The 16,368-nt window shown below is 43.5% G+C and carries 21 protein-coding genes; 7 read left to right on the top strand and 14 right to left on the bottom strand.

Going from position 1 to position 16,368, the window contains the following annotated elements:
* The first annotated feature begins 135 nt into the window (after positions 1–135).
* On the top strand, positions 136–609 hold the full coding sequence (locus QL234_RS22330) for a CYTH domain-containing protein (protein WP_281559983.1): 474 nt from the start codon (positions 136–138) through the stop codon (positions 607–609).
* 319 nt (positions 610–928) lie between these two features.
* Positions 929–1,918: a GGDEF domain-containing protein gene (locus tag QL234_RS22325; protein ID WP_281559982.1), complete on the top strand. Its 990-nt coding sequence runs from the start codon at positions 929–931 to the stop codon at positions 1,916–1,918.
* Positions 1,919–2,007: 89 nt separating this feature from the next.
* Here QL234_RS22325 and QL234_RS22320 read toward each other — a convergent pair whose 3' ends face one another.
* The 7 genes from QL234_RS22320 to QL234_RS22290 all read right to left on the bottom strand — a co-directional run bounded on the left by QL234_RS22320 (position 2,008) and on the right by QL234_RS22290 (position 7,342).
* Positions 2,008–2,472, bottom strand: coding sequence for an N-acetyltransferase (locus QL234_RS22320; protein ID WP_281559981.1), 465 nt, complete (start codon positions 2,470–2,472; stop codon positions 2,008–2,010).
* A 68-nt stretch (positions 2,473–2,540) separates the two neighbouring features.
* The gene (locus tag QL234_RS22315) at positions 2,541–3,020 is read right to left on the bottom strand and encodes a GNAT family N-acetyltransferase (protein ID WP_281559980.1); all 480 of its coding nucleotides are present in this window, start codon (positions 3,018–3,020) and stop codon (positions 2,541–2,543) included.
* Positions 3,021–3,205: 185 nt separating this feature from the next.
* Positions 3,206–3,997: a hypothetical protein gene (locus tag QL234_RS22310; RefSeq protein WP_281559979.1), complete on the bottom strand. Its 792-nt coding sequence runs from the start codon at positions 3,995–3,997 to the stop codon at positions 3,206–3,208.
* A gap of 427 nt (positions 3,998–4,424) precedes the next feature.
* Entirely contained in the window at positions 4,425–4,892 is a 468-nt protein-coding gene (locus QL234_RS22305; protein WP_281559978.1) for a helix-turn-helix transcriptional regulator, read from the bottom strand.
* A 200-nt stretch (positions 4,893–5,092) separates the two neighbouring features.
* Positions 5,093–5,533, bottom strand: coding sequence for a hypothetical protein (locus QL234_RS22300; protein WP_281559977.1), 441 nt, complete (start codon positions 5,531–5,533; stop codon positions 5,093–5,095).
* A gap of 186 nt (positions 5,534–5,719) precedes the next feature.
* A complete protein-coding gene (locus QL234_RS22295) occupies positions 5,720–6,457 on the bottom strand; it encodes a hypothetical protein (protein WP_281559976.1) in 738 nt (245 codons plus the stop codon).
* Between the two features lie 153 nt (positions 6,458–6,610).
* Positions 6,611–7,342 (bottom strand): LamG domain-containing protein, encoded by a 732-nt coding sequence (locus QL234_RS22290; RefSeq protein WP_281559975.1) that lies wholly within the window; start codon positions 7,340–7,342, stop codon positions 6,611–6,613.
* 220 nt (positions 7,343–7,562) lie between these two features.
* Here QL234_RS22290 and QL234_RS22285 point away from each other — a divergent pair, with 220 nt between their 5' ends.
* Positions 7,563–8,636: a type 1 glutamine amidotransferase domain-containing protein gene (locus tag QL234_RS22285; RefSeq protein ID WP_281559974.1), complete on the top strand. Its 1,074-nt coding sequence runs from the start codon at positions 7,563–7,565 to the stop codon at positions 8,634–8,636.
* 167 nt (positions 8,637–8,803) lie between these two features.
* Here the strand turns inward: QL234_RS22285 and QL234_RS22280 are convergent, their stop codons facing one another.
* The 3 genes from QL234_RS22280 to QL234_RS22270 form a co-directional block, all read right to left on the bottom strand.
* Positions 8,804–9,424: a hypothetical protein gene (locus QL234_RS22280; protein ID WP_281559973.1), complete on the bottom strand. Its 621-nt coding sequence runs from the start codon at positions 9,422–9,424 to the stop codon at positions 8,804–8,806.
* A gap of 89 nt (positions 9,425–9,513) precedes the next feature.
* Complete coding sequence (locus QL234_RS22275) at positions 9,514–9,669, bottom strand: hypothetical protein (RefSeq protein WP_281559972.1); 156 nt, start codon at positions 9,667–9,669, stop codon at positions 9,514–9,516.
* The gene (locus QL234_RS22270) at positions 9,647–10,021 is read right to left on the bottom strand and encodes a helix-turn-helix transcriptional regulator (RefSeq protein ID WP_281559971.1); all 375 of its coding nucleotides are present in this window, start codon (positions 10,019–10,021) and stop codon (positions 9,647–9,649) included. Before QL234_RS22270 ends, QL234_RS22275 begins: the two co-directional genes overlap by 23 nt.
* 330 nt (positions 10,022–10,351) lie before the next feature.
* Here QL234_RS22270 and QL234_RS22265 point away from each other — a divergent pair, with 330 nt between their 5' ends.
* The 3 genes from QL234_RS22265 to QL234_RS22255 all read left to right on the top strand — a co-directional run bounded on the left by QL234_RS22265 (position 10,352) and on the right by QL234_RS22255 (position 11,299).
* A complete protein-coding gene (locus QL234_RS22265; RefSeq protein WP_281559970.1) occupies positions 10,352–10,513 on the top strand; it encodes a ribbon-helix-helix protein, CopG family in 162 nt (53 codons plus the stop codon).
* Between the two features lie 400 nt (positions 10,514–10,913).
* Complete coding sequence (locus QL234_RS22260; RefSeq protein ID WP_281559969.1) at positions 10,914–11,117, top strand: hypothetical protein; 204 nt, start codon at positions 10,914–10,916, stop codon at positions 11,115–11,117.
* Entirely contained in the window at positions 11,114–11,299 is a 186-nt protein-coding gene (locus QL234_RS22255) for a hypothetical protein (RefSeq protein ID WP_281559968.1), read from the top strand. Before QL234_RS22260 ends, QL234_RS22255 begins: the two co-directional genes overlap by 4 nt.
* A 231-nt stretch (positions 11,300–11,530) precedes the next feature.
* Here QL234_RS22255 and QL234_RS22250 read toward each other — a convergent pair whose 3' ends face one another.
* Together QL234_RS22250 and QL234_RS22245 are read right to left on the bottom strand one after the other, a co-directional pair.
* Positions 11,531–12,895 (bottom strand): MBL fold metallo-hydrolase, encoded by a 1,365-nt coding sequence (locus tag QL234_RS22250; protein ID WP_281559967.1) that lies wholly within the window; start codon positions 12,893–12,895, stop codon positions 11,531–11,533.
* Positions 12,896–13,024: 129 nt separating this feature from the next.
* Positions 13,025–13,204: a hypothetical protein gene (locus tag QL234_RS22245; RefSeq protein ID WP_281559966.1), complete on the bottom strand. Its 180-nt coding sequence runs from the start codon at positions 13,202–13,204 to the stop codon at positions 13,025–13,027.
* A gap of 631 nt (positions 13,205–13,835) precedes the next feature.
* On the opposite strand from QL234_RS22245, the gene QL234_RS22240 reads away from it, so the two are divergent.
* Complete coding sequence (locus QL234_RS22240) at positions 13,836–14,333, top strand: hypothetical protein (RefSeq protein WP_281559965.1); 498 nt, start codon at positions 13,836–13,838, stop codon at positions 14,331–14,333.
* A gap of 370 nt (positions 14,334–14,703) precedes the next feature.
* Here the strand turns inward: QL234_RS22240 and QL234_RS22235 are convergent, their stop codons facing one another.
* The gene (locus tag QL234_RS22235) at positions 14,704–15,516 is read right to left on the bottom strand and encodes a mechanosensitive ion channel domain-containing protein (protein ID WP_281559964.1); all 813 of its coding nucleotides are present in this window, start codon (positions 15,514–15,516) and stop codon (positions 14,704–14,706) included.
* Positions 15,517–15,639: 123 nt separating this feature from the next.
* Positions 15,640–16,275, bottom strand: coding sequence for a GNAT family N-acetyltransferase (locus QL234_RS22230; protein ID WP_281559963.1), 636 nt, complete (start codon positions 16,273–16,275; stop codon positions 15,640–15,642).
* Positions 16,276–16,368: the final 93 nt, after the last annotated feature.

The following is a 16,368-nucleotide window of genomic DNA, read 5'->3' as shown; positions in this document are numbered from 1 at the left end:
CTACTGTTTTTCCTTCAATATTTCTTATAAATCAAATACTTTATATCAAGGTCATTTCGCCTGCCCAGCTTTGAGCTTGGTATTGGTAAAATCCCCCGTATAATGTCTGTTTTATCCTTTCCAGGTGGCCCAATAATGGCAATAGAAATCGAAAGAAAGTTTTTAGTCAACAATGAGCAATATAAAAGCGATGCCAGTGAAAAAGTCCGTATCACCCAGGGATATTTAAATTCAGCGCCTGAGCGCACGGTGCGGGTGCGCACCAAAGGCAATCAGGGTTATTTAACCGTCAAAGGCTTAAGCAGCGAGTCCGGTGCCAGCCGTTATGAATGGGAAAAAGAAATCCCCCTTGATGAGGCCAAAGCTTTACTCGCCCTGTGTGAACCCGGCGTGATCGACAAAACCCGCTATCTGGTTCCCCAAGGAAAACATACCTTTGAGGTGGATGAATTTTACGGGGAAAACCAGGGGCTGGTGGTTGCCGAAATTGAATTAACACATGAGCACGAAAGCTTCGACAAACCCCTTTGGCTGGCAGAAGAAGTCACCGGCCAGACCCGATATTATAACTCGGTATTGATGCGCCGCCCCTACAGCAGCTGGGAATAATGAATGCTTTAAACAAGTTACATGCTATTGGCCCGAAATAATAAAGCCATTTCCCCACAACGGACTTTTGCGGGTATAATAACCCGCAAATTAGTAATGATATAAACACAAAAAAAACAAATAAAAATCTCACCCGCAAATCTGCGGTTTTATGTTGCTACACAGTTCCTGTTAGTGATCCGGTAAGCTATTAGAGGTGCTGATGCCGATAAAATCTATACGCAATTATCTCCAAAAATTGGGAACCATAGGAAATGTTCCCGGAAATACAGAAAGGGAAAAAGTTGGGCATGGATTTTTAATTTACACCGGGGCACTGATGGGATTGGGGGGCTTTATCTGGGGCACCCTGTCATTTTTTTCCGGGTTAACCTGGCAGTCGCTGATCCCCTACGGCTACACCCTGATCACTATCGTTAATTTTACCTACCTCTATTTTTCAAAAAAGTTTGAAATAGTACGTATCATTCAGATGGCCATCAGCGTATTGCTGCCGTTTTTGTTTCAAATATCCCTGGGCGGTTTTATTCCCAGCGGTGCGGTGATCATCTGGTCGATATTATCGATCCTGGTCGGTTTTACCTTTCAAAACCGCTTTACCACCCTGCGCTGGTTTATCTTTTACCTGGCGTTGATTATTGCCGGCGGCATCATAGATTCCAACATTTTCCTGGCGGACAGTATCGACACTTACGGGCTGAGCATCTTATTCTTCACCCTGAATCTATGTGTAACATCCACCATTATTTTCATCATGTTTTTCTATTTTGCCACCAATGCCGAGAACTTAAAGACACAACTGGAAGCCCTGGCCCATACCGATCCCCTTACCAATATCGCTAACCGCCGTCATATCTTTGAAATTATGGAAACCGAGTTTAACCGGGTTAAACGTAACGGCGGCACTTTTGCCGTGATGATGCTGGACATAGATCATTTTAAAAAGATCAACGACAACTTTGGCCACGCCACCGGCGATGAAGTCATCAAATACTTTTCCCGCTGCCTGACCGCCAACATTCGCAATATTGACAGTGTCGGCCGTTACGGCGGCGAAGAGTTTATTCTCTTTTTACCCGACAGCAGCCTGGAACAGGCACGGACATCGGCGCAGCGCATCAATAGCCAATGCCGCGAACTGCACGTGGATACCCAGGAAAGTGCATGTAAATTTACCGTCAGCATAGGCATAGGTGTATTTACCAGAACCGATAACTGTATTGATGAAATTATTGCCCGGGCAGATAGTGCACTTTATCAAGCCAAAGAAAACGGCCGGGATCAGGTAAGGACAAACCCGGCGGTTTGAATGGACGCCAAGAGTTACCTATACCTGAAAGCCCTGTGGTCATGCAAGAGAGTATAACCGCCGAAAAACGACATGAATGTCATAGCTGCTTAACTAACGGCTTGTTGTAAGAGATAAAATGACGCTTCCCTTTCAACCAGTTCATAGCCATGAGCACAATAAAACTTCAATGCCTGGGTATTGCTTTCAAATACCCTTAAACGAATATAAGGTTTTCGACAATCAGAGCGTAATGCGCTCAGTACCTCTTGCCCAATCCCTTTATTGCGGTATTCGGGCACGATAATAAGCATCATAATGTACTGGTTATCGGGTAAGTCTTGGCTTTGAATATAACCTACAACAGTGTCATCTAAAACGAGCAAGTGATTGACACAAGATGACCACCTGTTGTCGAAATCATTTTGCTGCCAGGATAAATCCCACCCCCATATTTTCTCAATATGCGGCTGCATGGCAGTAATATAATGCTCCCAGAAAAATTTTTTATGCGCCACTGTCGCGACTTCAAATCTCAGGTTCATATTGGCATTGATATAGAGTAAATCGGGCATCTTATTGCCGCTTTTGAAAAGGTATTAAGCCTGTAAAATTACGCTTTATGCTTTTATCAGGGCTCAAATCACATACTTACCTGGTAAATATTCACATTTAAGTTTTTAAACCTGGTTTGTTTTCTAAATTTAAAACCCAAACGCTCGATAACCTTAATCGAACTGGTATTGGAAGGTTCGATGATTGCCGATAAATGGTTAAGTTTTAATGAGTTTGCACAATAATCCATCACCCCCTTTACCGTTTCCGTCGCCAAGCCTTTTCCCTGATATTGGCTGCCCAGGCGATAATTCACATGCATATATTCTTCGCCATCAATCTGGTGACGGTTCAGACCACAGAGCCCAACCAATTCATTTGTTTCGCTAATAAAAATAGCCCAATGACCAAACCCCTGCTCTCGGTATTGGCGAGCACAATTTTCAACAAACGCTATCATTTGTTCATGAGTCTGTGCCCCGGTTGCGGTATATTTCATTGTGGCTTCGTCAGATAGTATGGGTGATAATTTATCAAGATCGCTGCTTGATACTTCTCTGATGGTCAATCTGCTAGTCTTGAATATATCCAATGCCCCCTCCGAGAGACCCTAATAACAATAAAGCGATTCATGTTAATTAATCAGATAAGGAAAAGAAATAACAATTGTCCTCGGCACCAAGAAAAAGCCGATCTACAGGTAAACCGACTTAATCTTTTTACATGTGATAAAACATTACATTGAGCTGTCTATTAATAATTTCTCCAGAAGCAACTCAGCCCTTTATCAACAACTTCTGTATGAGTAACCTCGGTAACCGGGTGCTCACAGCAACACTTAACGGTGATGGTCTTGATATACTGGGCATGCCGCCATTCAAGCACCCAAACTTCCTTGTTAATAATGCGTTGACGGCTGGTCCATGGCTCAATGACCCGGGTGATAATTTTCTTCACCCGATAAAGTTTAAGACCGCGAAACTCCTTGATCACCACGGCACATCCGCCACACTCCACCGCATTGCTAAAGGAATGCTCATGGTGGTGGCCAACCGGTGGAAAATGGACAAAGGGGGCGCGAATGGCTCCTTGTTCGACACCGGCAGCGTTGTCGGGCTCCAGGATATCCCGTGCCAGCTCGCCTGCGGTTTCGGCAAAAACATCGAGAAAGTTTTTAACCCTGAGGGCCTCCACCTTGGCTTCATCGTTTAGCGGATTTTTCCCGACATCGCGCTGGATGTATTCCCCCAGTTGCCGGCCCCAGCCGATCAACCTTTCCATGGCGTCATTAAACAACTGGTGGGTTTCTTCTGTGACTGCCGGGTCTTCATGCGGTGTCGGCAAAATCATGATCTGACTGAGGAAAAACTTGTCCATAAGTGATGAAACCGCCTCCAACTGCACAGCAGCGGTAGAGTATTTGTCCAGTGCAAGTTGCAGGTCGAATTCCCCGGCATCCATGCCGATATTCGCGGCGGGATTGGTAAATTTTGCGGGGTTGCGTTTAGCCCCCTTAGGAGCTGGTTTCTTAGGTTGATTTGGCATAGTCGTTCTCCTGATGGTACGAAGCGTATTAGGGCATCCATACAGTTTTTTTTATCGTCTCCTATAGCAATGTTTATTAATGATGGTGCAGCCGGCGCAGCTTTTATCTCACCAGGTTTTCATGACTTAGCTGTTTTTATGCGGGAAGCATTCATGCAAAGAAATACCGGACATCCGGCAAAGAACAGGCAGAGCAATTTTTAACGCAGGGGTTTACAGGTTATAACCAAGTTAATCCAATCGACATGGAAGGGTTGCCAAAATAAAAGATCAGCAAGAATTGAGTCGTATTTTATCGCCGGTGGCGTGTCACCGGGTTGAACAGAGATCTAATTTAAAATAAAAGCACTATTGGCATAGCCCCAGAGCACTTTGAGGGTTGCCGTCACCGTTTGGCGTCAAAGCGGCAATCCTCAATTGCCAGTTATCAGCTACCCTTGGCCGGCTCAGCTTCAAACCAAATACTGTACTTATCCCCCTGCCATTTCAGCAAGTGAAACAAATAGCCGGTCGTAAGCATCATTAAACCGCCAACAAGCGCAGCTTCACTGACAAGGCCCAAACAGCAAAAAACAAAACCGCTAACATGCGAGATGACTTCAATTCGAACCGCCGTTTCCCTCCTGGAGCGAAACTGGAGAAAGTTGAAAGCAAACCAGACTTTCAACCAAAGGGGTAAGTTTTTCCAATGCTCTGAATTTTTATTTATCACAAATTTCTCCTGACTCAGGGTTGATACCTCAACATTAAGTGCAGAAGCAAGACATTTGAGAGACTCTAAACTGGCATTTTTCCCGCTTTCAATTCGCTGAATGGTTCTAACATTCAAGCCGGACATTTGCGCTAACTGTTCTTGCGAAAGGTGGCGGCTGATACGTAATTCTTTAAGAATCATTAAACTTTCCTCTGCACTTAAGAATCACAAGTATTCCTTAATTTACCTAGTGTCAGGTACGAATTTAACACGACATTCACCCGACAGTCAGGGATTTACAGCTTTATTCGGCCATTCAAGCACCAGCGCAGTTTTTGCCTAAGCAAGGATCGCGGCAGTAAGCAGACCCCTTTCGAATAGCTTGTTAGCGCTTTAGTTTATTATTTCCAATACTCAATAATTTTAGATACTTGTTTGCCTTTAAACTCAAATACAGTTAAATGGTTAGAGGTAACCCCTTCATAAGTTTGCTCCCTCTCGATCGATATCGCATTATGTCCGGCAATCATTGATACGATGCGGTACCTGTCTGCAGTACGTTGATAATTTCCAGCTTTTAAAAACTTTACGTAGTTATTGTAAAGATGCTCTCTGGAGTAGGTGCCGCCATATATTTCGTGTACATAAGTAAAATCATCAGTGAAATTGCTAAAAAGTGCATCAATATCTTTAACAAGCGAACCTTTCATCAATATCTTATTTTGTAACTCATTGATAAAGGTAACACGCGCTTTCAGATCGTCAGAAGACAACCCCGAAACTTCACTTGCATTAACAAGCGCAGTAAAGAGACCGAAAAATAATACTGATAAGAATTTCATTAAACATCCTTTATTTATTTTTATAATGCTGAATATTTTGCCATGTGGCTCTAACTGATAATGAAGTAAACTGCGTGGTATTCCATCTACTTCATACACAACTAACTTAACAGAAAGATTAATACATTACACCGCAAGATGGCACCAAGCTAAACCTTAATATGCTACAAAATATTAAGGTTTTTCCTACTCGCTCAGTAGCTTGCCAGTATGCTGATAATCGGAATAGGTTGTTGTAGACACTTCATCTATTTCGGTAAAAAAGGCAAAGCTACCTTTCATACGCATTTCAATCAGCTGCGGCAATACCGCCTCATTAAGCTTAATAAAATTAAGCGAAAGCATTAACTCTGAAATAGTGGCACTGAACACAGGCGAAAATTCAGCGTTGTTGACTATGGTTATTGTTTCAATATATTGGTGCTGCTTGCTATACGACAAGCTGCCTGCCAACTTTCCTTCAGCGTCGTCTCCCAGCTTTTCCATATGCACCTGAAAACCTAGCCGGGCATGGCTGCTGTTCTCATTCAACAGTTGAAGGCTTTCTTGCTTAATTAACGTTTTCAGGTTAATGCTGTAACTTTGACCTTTCGCTTTATCTTCAGCATCTTGCTGTTTCTTTTTGGCAAATTTTTTAAGCTGTTTTTTGCTCGGTATTTGTTCGTTAATACGTAATAAGGTCCATTGCTTACTTGTGTCTTCGTTAGGGGTGTAACGCTCTATGCTACTGGTAATATCGCCCTCTTCATTCTCAAAGTGCGATATTTTTACCGCCCACTCTTTACGAGGCGCTTCGGCTATATCGTTAATAGCTTGAATAATTTCTTGTTCGATTGCTGTTGGCGCTGCTAACTGGTTTTCTGCCGCGTGGACATTAATAAAACAACCAATGCCAGCTAAAATCCAGCCATATTTTTGAGACATAGCACTCCCCTTAACTTCATTTAAAAGAAGGTTAAGGGTAGTGTGATTGATGTGAAATCGATGTGAAATAAAGCAATTATTTCACCAGCGTTAATATAAGAGCTAAACGGCAGGCAGCTTGTTGCAAATCCCCCCAGCGCTTATATTTTCAGGTTAAGGACAAGCTTCAAACGCTATGTTTTTCACCTGATTACTCGTAAGCGGGTCGGCATAGATTCTGACATCATCAATATACGCCGTGGCAAAAGAGTGACTTGACGGCTGGCCGTTACCGTTATGGGAAGCGCCGATAAGCAGGGGAATAGATGTGTCGGCATAAACACCATCCGGAGAGGTTTTAACATCATACGGGTAACCATTCACATAAGTGGTGATATTGGTATTATCGTCGACTAAACAAAAGTGATTCCAGTTGCCGTAATCATTAAAGTCTAACATATCAGGAAAATCGCTCAGTTCGGTTAAGTTTTTCCCCTTAGACCACATTCTTAAATTGTCAGCATTGTCGACCAAAATAGTAAAGCCTGTTTGATAACTTGAATCCGACTTATATTTTGACACTAAAACATGACCTTTATTAATTCTGTAGGGCTCCAATACATTTGCCCGCAAACACACGGTTGCGGCTTTTCGCGGCGTTAAGAAGGTGCCGTCCGTCACTTTGATATAACTGCTATTGCCGTCAAAATACATGGCACCGTTCGGATTATCGCACCTGTCCGGCACAGCAGTAACATTACCGAAAATTTGCCCGTCGGCTACATTACCGCTTGAGTCTAGGGCATTACCATTTAGTTCAAAATGCGCCAGCAATTCAACTTCGGCAAAAGCGCAAGGCGAAGCCAGCGCCAAGACAACAACAGGGCTCAACAACTTTTTATACATAATAATTTCCTTTTATTTATGAAAGCTTTACCTTTATATCAAAAGCAAAACAGCCTTACTAGCTGAACTCAACGATCAAAACGAGACCAATAAAGAAATATCCCCCGCCTTTGACGGCTATCAATTTTTACTTCTTATTCTTCCCTGGGCGCAGCGTTTCACATTCATTTCACAGACGGTTTTTTATTCTTGCTTCAACGAAATAAAAGGAATCATGCTCATGTTTAAGAAAATAACAGTTACCTTAGTAGCCTTAGTCACCCTTGGAGCAGGCTTAACATTTGGCGCCAAGTCTTGGGTAAAAAGTTTATTACCCGAAAAAGCCCACTTTGTGGCATTAAAAACCACACAAGTAAGCGACTTACCCTACGTTACCGAAAATATCCCAGCAAACAGAGGCAAAATCTTAGCGGTAGTGACCAGTACCGAAAAAATGGGGGAAGACAAAGATACCGGCTATGAACATACCGAACTGGCCCGTGCCTATTGGGTGTTTATTGCCAACGGCTTTGACGTCGATATTGCCAGTCCAAAAGGCGGTAAACCGCCGGTAGTTATCGATGGCGAAGACATGGGCGCGTATGATTATGCTTTTTTAAATGACGACGCTATCCAACAAAAAGTGGCAAATTCTATCCCCCTGGCAGACGTGAACCCGAACGATTACGAAGCGGTATATTTTGTCGGCGGAAAAGGCACTATGTTTGATTTCCCGGACAACCCCCATGTGCAGGAGATTGCCAAAACCCTGTACCAAAACAACAAAGTAGTCAGTGCAGTATGTCACGGCCCCGCAGCGCTGGTTAACGTTGAATTGGACAATGGTGAAATGCTGCTTGCCAACAAAAAAGTCAGCGGCTTTACCAACGATGAAGAATTGTTGTTAATTCCCGATGCGAAAGAAATTTTTCCCTTCCTGCTTGAAGATAAATTGATTGAACAAGGCGCTGAATTTCAGGCAGGCACCACCTATTTAGAAAAAGTCACCCAAGACGGCAAACTGATCACAGGGCAAAACCCCTGGTCTGTATGGGGGCTTGCTGAAAAAGTTGTCGCTGAACTGGGCTACCAGCCTAAAACCAGAGCACGTACCCCTGAAGAGCATGCTATTGAACTGTTAATGACCTATGATGCAAACGGCTTTGATGCGGCAGTGAATGAACTGAAACAACAGCCACACGTTTATCAACGTCTGCTTATTGTGATGCACAGTATACTGGCATTTATGCAGTTCGATATCGGTAAAGGCATTGACCTGTTAAGCCTGGCCAACCAACTGAAGCTGTTGAATTAACGCTTATACAAACTCAGGCTGGTCTAATGTTACAAGCACAGGAGCAACATGCTTGCCCTGTGCTTTGGCTTCTTCGCGAAGGCCTGCTAAGACGCTCCCCGTTTATTTCATCATTGCCGAATTAAGCGGAAGAGACTACTCCCCCTTCTGTTAGCTCTTTAAATTATTTAATTCAACGGAGCCTTTTGATACTCATCCTGCCCGATGGGATAGGTCATCATCCATATCAGTAAAAAAGTCATGCCCAGCAGGACAAACTTAATATTTTCATATTGATGATATAGCCAGTTCCAGCCGCTAAAAAACCGTGCGCTTTCCCCGCTGAAACCTAACTCGTCCAGATGACGAATAAAATTTTCCACCAGCGCCAGCAAATCTACCGCCATAAACACCACAAATAAACTGCTGAGGGCAAACTCGGCATTATAAATGAAGATATGATCATAAGGCTGATCCCGCGCCGCCAAAAGGCAGCGGGTAACAGGAGCCCTGAATACCACCAAAAAGAACAGCAGCACGTCCACCAGCAAATGCACCGAAAAGATAATGGCATTCACCCACATGGCGCTCAGGGTGTCGCTGGTGGTATCAATAAAGTATTCAAATACCAGCATTTCCCCCAGATAAACCGCCAACAGTGCCGCGCATAAATGTACCACGTTAATATTATGCCGGTTCATCAGCATTATCAGCAGCAAGGAAACATCCATCATGATATAGACATGCTGGTGATTTTTACTGAAGATGGCATAACAAACACCGATGATAATAACTGCAAATTTAAACATTTATTCCTGTTCCTTTAATTTCCCTGTGTTCCCTGACAGCCCTTGCCCCGCTTAACCGCTTAAGGCATTCGGGCTGTCAAAGTGATTACTTAAGGGGCAAGTTCCTGATTGCTCTGGCTTAAAGCCTTTCCCGGTACAGCCCCGGCCGGTTGCAGCGGCGTGCTCTGTATTTTGGGATCATCCCCTTTTTGTCCCGAGCTTGCGCCGGTTACCCGGACAAGTTCAGCTGCAGTCAATGTTTTCATTAGCATGGTTTAGCTCCTTAGTTATTGTGTCGTCAGTTAATGGTTTTGCCTGTTGCAGGTGGTTCTTCTTTTTGGAAGCCCGGTAAAGATTCGGCTTATTGCTATCGCCGTCCTGGCAGCTGTCGAACAACTCTTTTAGCGCCTCAAGCTGTTGTAGCAACGGCTGTACATTCAAGCGTGCATAAGTCAGGAATTCCAAGGCCTGGTTGATTTTTGGCTGACTTATTTCATTCTCCCAATTTTCCAGCGTTATCCGGTTAACCCCAAGCTTACGGGCCATCTCTTTGGTCGAGAAATTAACGGATAAACGTGCCCGCCTTAAATCGTCTCCGGTGATAAATCTTACAAACATCTCAATCCCTAATCTTTTTACCTTATTCCGTCTTTTGTTATCCGGTGCAATCTTCGTCCGACACGAATAGCGGGTGAAATTTTCATTGCCTATATCCCTGTCAATCTGGTAAAACAAGCAAGCTGTCCGGATATAAACCCTCCTTGCTCATTCCCCCTAACTCGGCGCTAACTTTATGGCGAAAATAAAAATAAAGACACGAAATCAATGATTTCAAAGTATGTATTGAACGAAAAAACAAAAATATTCAATGTATGCAGCAACCGGCATACATCAGCGGATGCCTGAAATTTTTAAATATCTTTTACAGTGAAGTAGCCAATAATAAGCATGAAAAAAGTACTCGTATTAACAGTCAGGGTTGAATCAGAAGTATATGAAGCTATCCGCTTATTAGCCGAGGAAGATGAAAGAAGCATTGCCTGGATGGCCCGCAGACTCTTAAGGGAAGCCCTGCAAGCCCGGAAATTGTTAAAGCCCCCGGAGAAATAGCCGGTCATTATCGTCACTCAAAGACTTAAGTACCCGGTGATCTGATGTATATACTCACCGATTTGCCGGCAACATTTATGCACTCAAGATTGCCGGCTCTGATCTGTTTTTATACCCAAAAGCCAATACCGGCACGGCAAGTCACCGCCTTTACAAAGCCAAAATTAAACCATAAATATCATAAGGTTAAGAAACTTAACAACAGATGGTTTTTAGCCTTAAAAAAGCCTTTTTCCTGTGGATTTATCCAGCTTTTTCTACTATAAATTGATGAGGATATTTTTACCAAAAGAGGCCTTAAAAACGCAGAGATTTATTCATGAAGCAACAACAAGCGCTACCCCTGAGTGTAGAAGCACCCAGAGATAGCTAACCAAAATAGATAAAGAGACTATCCATCATGGCTAAATATAATGATATGCCAGAGTTAAACTCGGCTAAAGTTTTTTCAACAATTCTTTTTACAAAAGAACATCTTAAGCTCCCCTGCCACCAGCCGTTAACAACCACCTACAGTGGCCCGATTAACTTTGACCGCAATAGCAATGGGCACAAAGATGAGCCGACAGGCTTGGCTAACAGCATACATAGGCTGTCAGCATGAAAAAAATAATGGTAATAACCGTGAGGCTAGATACAGAGACAGGTGAAACAATCCATGCTTTAGCCCAAGCTGATGACAGAAGCGTTGCCTGGGTTGCCCGCACTCTGATCACCGAAGCTCTGACAGCCCGTAAACTTTTACCTCCCCGGGAAAGCAACCGGCACCAGGCAGGAAAAAGCTAAAAGACTCATCACAAGATGAAAATAAGCGGGCATCAAAATCTAAGTTTTTAATGTCCGCTGCTTTGTTTTATTCACTTTCTTTTTCAATAATCAACTTTCTCTGGGGAAATAAGATTATTTCAGGACATCCATCAATTGTGCACAGCTCCTAGACATACCAGCTACAGGGCGTCACTCTATGGGTATCCAGAAGTGCCTCATCTTTATCATTTACACGCCTCTGACAAAAATTCAGGATTCGGACTCCTTAATTTCTTTCGCAAACTTTCCCGGCCAGGGAACCGTAAAGGAATCCCAAATATCCGCCTTGTTTTTGTGCTGCTCTTTCATCTGTGCCATTACCAGAACGTCTCCGTTGCTACGCAGGTTAATCAGGCCATAATGGGTTTTGCTCGCTGAAGTGGCTCGCGCGAGTTCTGTTGAGAATAGAAGTGGATGAGAGCCTCTGGTGTGACGAGCGACAGCGCCGACTGCATCGGCCATGGGATGATCGAAAGACTTGTTATCTCCTGATGAGAAGACGTTTACTTGAGGCAATATCTTTTTCAGGAATTCAACGTGAAAATCTGACGAACCATGATGACAGGCCTTGGCAACGTCCACTCGAAAAGGGTTGTCGCTGCCATAATGCTCCATCAGATGCTGTTGAGCAGGAATATTCAAATCGCCGCCAAGGAGAATAGTATGTTTGCCGTATTTAAGCTTCAGGACGATCGAATGTCCGTTTCGAGTGTGTGAAGAGCTCGGTCTCGGATCAGCATCGGCGATATCATGGGCATCTGGAAACGCAACATACTCCACACTCCCTGACATCTTGGTAGGTAACGGCCCCAGCACCGAGACAAAGAGCTTGTCATCGTCATCTTGTGCATATCCAGGAAGATTCTCGTCCCTGATAGTTATCCTTTTCGCCTTACCAAGGCGCCCATCTTGCTTTGCGTCAAGGGCAGCTTGCCAGAATCTTCGGAAAGCTGGCGCCAAGTGACCGCCATCAACGAGTGTTTTTGCCTGACTCAAAGTGTCGAACGTTTCCGTAAGAACGGGCCTGCTTATGCCGTTGACATTCTTACGCCGTAGTTTACCAAGGTCGAATTTCGTGCCCGATGGCAAATTGTCGTCATCATAACGAATGATGCCGTTATGATAGATCGTGCCGACTTTAAACCGGGAGTCTTTCAATATAGCGGTCAGGCCGTTGTAGTGATCATAGTCAGGGTGGCTGACCACCATGGCCTTAATTTCGAGTTGCTGGCCCGATCTTAGAATGCGGCGGTAACGGCGCTTCATGAATTTAAATAAGTTGGAATTCGGACCACCATCAACCAACATGATGCCTTCCGGCGATTCGACGATGGCACCATCTCCCTGTCCCACATCGACAAAGAAGGTCTTGAGAATAGGAGTGCTTCTGACATCATCTTTATGCACCCATCCAGAATCCCCTTTGCCCAGGGAATCCACTTCCAGCCAATCGCCTTCAGTGCTAACAACCTTCAATATTGAACCGAGGAGGACATGGTTCACTCGGCGGGCACGTGAACGTGCAGAAGCTCGAATAACGGTTTCAGGTTTATTCCCGTAAATAAATTGAGACATAGATTTCTTCCTTCTTCTAATTCATCAATTCTGGTAAGGGCAGCGGCAACTGAATATCTGAGCGAGTAGGCTATGCACCTGCGCTTAAAGCTGTGATGAGTTTACTTCCAGTGCCATCTTTTTTTAGAGCTAAACCTCTTCCCTGTCATTTATTTTTTCAATGATATTTTGATACATCATAAGATCATTAGTAATTTCAACAGCATCATCAAATTCAGGATCTAGAATACCTTTACGTTTTATCAACTCTTCCATTGTTTTTTTAACAGATGTTCTTATCACTCTAAGCTCCATTACACTAAACATCATTTTTTACCTTGTTATATTGATTGATATGGATAGCGTGTACATCGGCCCATTCAGCGAGCTTTTTCTTCCACATAATAACAGGCATGTCGGCAAGCGCTCTTATTGTGTAATGTCCTCTAAATTAACCATCAGTCAAATCTCTAGACAGCGTAAACTCTGGGGCAGAATAGGTCAGCTGGCAATTTTACATAAAACTTTATCGGCGTACGCATACTCAATGCCTTTATGTAAGCTTTGTTTCATACACCTCAAACTTCATAATAAGAAAATAATAGCTGCTCAAACACACAGCAGCTAGCTAAAATTACAGCCAACACCACTCGCGATAAACCTATAGCTTTATACTCCTAACCTTTGTAATTAGAGGTACAAGGCCAATGTCTCTACAAAATGAAACCACACCAGGAAGGTCTAAGAAAAAATGGTTGATATTACCTGCCAGGCATAACTACGGCGATGTAGTCGTTATCAACGCCAGAAACTAAAAGACAAACATCACAATGCGATCGTCACTACTATTGTCCGGGAAATATTCCTTGGCATTAGCACTTTCTGATTAATGCCAAGATTAATTTAATTTGTATCAATACAATGCCGACATCTAATAACCAGACATACCGGCAGGAAAGTAATGCAAGGTGCAGCATTCAAGGAAAAGGACTTAACCAGTGCACTGGTAAGGGTAGTAAAAAGCAGTGTGACGGACAGTGACGCTATATCGGTTCCTTGCATAGAGCAGATAATCAGCAAGGCGGGTATCACCCGTTCATCCGGTATTAACGTATATCACCTGGTAGAGGCGCGCGCCCTTGTACTCTATGAGTTTAAGTTAGACCGTTACGATGCAGAGCTAAAAACCGCATTGTTATATTTTATTGCCGATTACCCTGTCTTTCGCTGGTCAGAGCTGCGTTATTTTTTCAGTGATCCGGAGATAGAAATAGAGAGCATATTACATGAACTCAAATACATCAGCCGGGAACTTGAAGTTGACGGGGAGCTGGAATATGTATGGTCGCCCCGATGGTTATGGACAAAAACCGTCCTGAAGAGATTAGCTAATAGGAACAGAGCGGGTGACCCATCTTTCTTTGAGTTTTTAAATTACACGCCAGAGGACAACACATGATATATAGCCCGACAATTACAGCTATTATGGGGTTAAATGGAGCACATGACAGTGTTGTTCTGAAACTGATAAAGGTGAAGTGTCCCGCCCAAAAGGCTAATTTTGAAAGGCAAGAGTTAAGGATAATGTCATGCCTACTTGAGTTGTTGGATACTCTGCCTGATGAAGAAAAAAAGGACTTATTACAGAAGATAAAAGTTAATTACTGCTGAACTTGCTAAATTCAGGAGAAATAATAGTACTAACCGCGGGGCAAGACTCAGAAACTGGTGAAGCCATCTATGTTTTAACTTAAGTAGATGACGGGGAAATGAAAGCGAATAACAGCGGACCAAAAAGTTAGAACTTTTGTGCCCGCTGCCCTGCCATATTAACTTTCTTTTTCAATAATCAACTTTCTATGGGGAAAGGGAATTTCAATGCCCTTTTCATCAAGCGCCTTTTTTATCGCTTCCGGAACAGAATAGAGAATATCGAAATAGTTTTCCCCCATACAAAAAGGACGCACCAAGAAATCGACCGAGCTGTCATTCAGGGTTTCCACTTCAACAAAAGGCGCCGGGTCTTTCAGAATGTGGGGATGACTTTCCAGAACACTGTCAATTACCTCCCGAACGGCATCAGTATTTTCTTTATACGCCACGCCAAAGTGCATGTCGACACCACGCACGTTATGGTGGGAATGGTTGATGATCTGATTACCCCAAATTTGACTGTTGGGGATAATAATTTGTTGGTTGTCAAATGTTTGCAAAATAGTGGTGAATAAATCTATTTCCGTGACATTACCAAAGCGACCAGCAGCCTCGATAAAGTCACCCACCTTATACGGCCGAAATAACAGTAACATTACACCCGCGGCTAAATTGGTTAATGTGCCCTGAAGCGCCAGCCCCACCGCTAACCCGGCAGCACCCAACAAAGCCACAATAGATGCCGTTTGTACGCCAAAGCGATTAAGCACGGCAATGATCACAAAGGCAAGAATAATATACTTGCCCAGGCTACCTAAAAAACGAAACAGCGTATCATCCAGGTTCTCGTATTTCTCGCCGGTTTTACAGATAAGGGTGTTTACTTTGCTGGCGATCATAAGCCCGACAATTAAAATCAAGGCAGCAAGTAATACGTTTATCGCCCCGTCGATTAAAACCGGCATATATTTATCCATGAGTTCTGGCATAGTTAGTGGCCTCTGTAGTTGAGAATCAATGTAAGTTCAGTGAGTTAGCGCTTTGCATCATAAAAAGAATAGCGGATGAAACGCACAACAACTAGTTGTTGTTTATATTTATCAATGAACTTATTAGCCACAGCTTTTGATCGGCAGCACCATAGTCGTTGAGCCCGAAAAACCAATCAGCCGTTTCAAATAAGGGAAGTATTCACTCTTTATTGCCACAAACCCTTTTGACTCATATAGCTTTTTTGCCCTGGGATTACTATCAATAACATCCAGCCTTACCGACTCAAAGCCATTTTCTGATGCGTAATTTATGATGTGATCAAGTAATTCTGAGCCTATGCCTTGTCCTCTGAACTCTGCATTAACCGCAATCCCATCCATCACCAGCTCCCGGGCACTTGGTTTTCGTTCAAACAGGCTGAAAATCATGCAGGCCCAGATTCCTTTCCAAAAGCCAAGGTCATTGATTAACTGTGTTGCGCCAATACCTCCGGTGAGTGAGCCGGACAATACTTGAAACCCGGCTAAACCGACAACTCCGTTTTTATTTATCGCAGCAAAAGAAAACTCAGGGACAAAACTTTTAGCGATAACCTCAACCCGTTTTAACCTGTCGGGTATCGCACTGCTAAACTTTACTCCAAATGCCTCTTCATAAAGCAAGGCAACTGAATGAGCTTGTGCTATATCCCAGCCTTTCTGAAATTGAATATCCATTTTAACAACTCCCTGCGCACTGGCGACGAGTTTAGCCATATTGTCACCAGGCAACATGACCCCTCTCGTAATAACGTGTAAATCAGCTGACTGAACAAACAAAGTGGCACCATGCTTTGTCCAATTAGCTGA

Source organism: Thalassomonas sp. RHCl1, from assembly GCF_947387555.1.
Taxonomy (GTDB): Bacteria; Pseudomonadota; Gammaproteobacteria; order Enterobacterales; family Alteromonadaceae; genus Thalassomonas.
Note: the sequence above shows the minus strand (reverse complement) of the source record. Positions and strands in the feature narration are given on the sequence as shown.

Bases quoted from the DNA above. Each gene is read 5' to 3' on its own strand.
- QL234_RS22285 (WP_281559974.1), top strand. From the start codon at position 7,563: ATGTTTAAGAAAATAACAGTTACCTTAGTAGCCTTAGTCACCCTTGGA.
- QL234_RS22320 (WP_281559981.1), bottom strand. From the start codon at position 2,472: ATGCCCGATTTACTCTATATCAATGCCAATATGAACCTGAGATTTGAA.
- QL234_RS22310 (WP_281559979.1), bottom strand. From the start codon at position 3,997: ATGCCAAATCAACCTAAGAAACCAGCTCCTAAGGGGGCTAAACGCAAC.
- QL234_RS22240 (WP_281559965.1), top strand. From the start codon at position 13,836: ATGCAAGGTGCAGCATTCAAGGAAAAGGACTTAACCAGTGCACTGGTA.
- QL234_RS22290 (WP_281559975.1), bottom strand. From the start codon at position 7,342: ATGTATAAAAAGTTGTTGAGCCCTGTTGTTGTCTTGGCGCTGGCTTCG.
- QL234_RS22280 (WP_281559973.1), bottom strand. From the start codon at position 9,424: ATGTTTAAATTTGCAGTTATTATCATCGGTGTTTGTTATGCCATCTTC.
- QL234_RS22245 (WP_281559966.1), bottom strand. From the start codon at position 13,204: ATGATGTTTAGTGTAATGGAGCTTAGAGTGATAAGAACATCTGTTAAA.
- QL234_RS22275 (WP_281559972.1), bottom strand. From the start codon at position 9,669: ATGAAAACATTGACTGCAGCTGAACTTGTCCGGGTAACCGGCGCAAGC.
- QL234_RS22255 (WP_281559968.1), top strand. From the start codon at position 11,114: ATGAAAAAAATAATGGTAATAACCGTGAGGCTAGATACAGAGACAGGT.
- QL234_RS22325 (WP_281559982.1), top strand. From the start codon at position 929: ATGGGATTGGGGGGCTTTATCTGGGGCACCCTGTCATTTTTTTCCGGG.
- QL234_RS22295 (WP_281559976.1), bottom strand. From the start codon at position 6,457: ATGTCTCAAAAATATGGCTGGATTTTAGCTGGCATTGGTTGTTTTATT.
- QL234_RS22235 (WP_281559964.1), bottom strand. From the start codon at position 15,516: ATGCCAGAACTCATGGATAAATATATGCCGGTTTTAATCGACGGGGCG.
- QL234_RS22230 (WP_281559963.1), bottom strand. From the start codon at position 16,275: ATGGCTAAACTCGTCGCCAGTGCGCAGGGAGTTGTTAAAATGGATATT.
- QL234_RS22330 (WP_281559983.1), top strand. From the start codon at position 136: ATGGCAATAGAAATCGAAAGAAAGTTTTTAGTCAACAATGAGCAATAT.
- QL234_RS22250 (WP_281559967.1), bottom strand. From the start codon at position 12,895: ATGTCTCAATTTATTTACGGGAATAAACCTGAAACCGTTATTCGAGCT.
- QL234_RS22305 (WP_281559978.1), bottom strand. From the start codon at position 4,892: ATGATTCTTAAAGAATTACGTATCAGCCGCCACCTTTCGCAAGAACAG.
- QL234_RS22260 (WP_281559969.1), top strand. From the start codon at position 10,914: ATGGCTAAATATAATGATATGCCAGAGTTAAACTCGGCTAAAGTTTTT.
- QL234_RS22265 (WP_281559970.1), top strand. From the start codon at position 10,352: ATGAAAAAAGTACTCGTATTAACAGTCAGGGTTGAATCAGAAGTATAT.
- QL234_RS22300 (WP_281559977.1), bottom strand. From the start codon at position 5,533: ATGAAATTCTTATCAGTATTATTTTTCGGTCTCTTTACTGCGCTTGTT.
- QL234_RS22270 (WP_281559971.1), bottom strand. From the start codon at position 10,021: ATGTTTGTAAGATTTATCACCGGAGACGATTTAAGGCGGGCACGTTTA.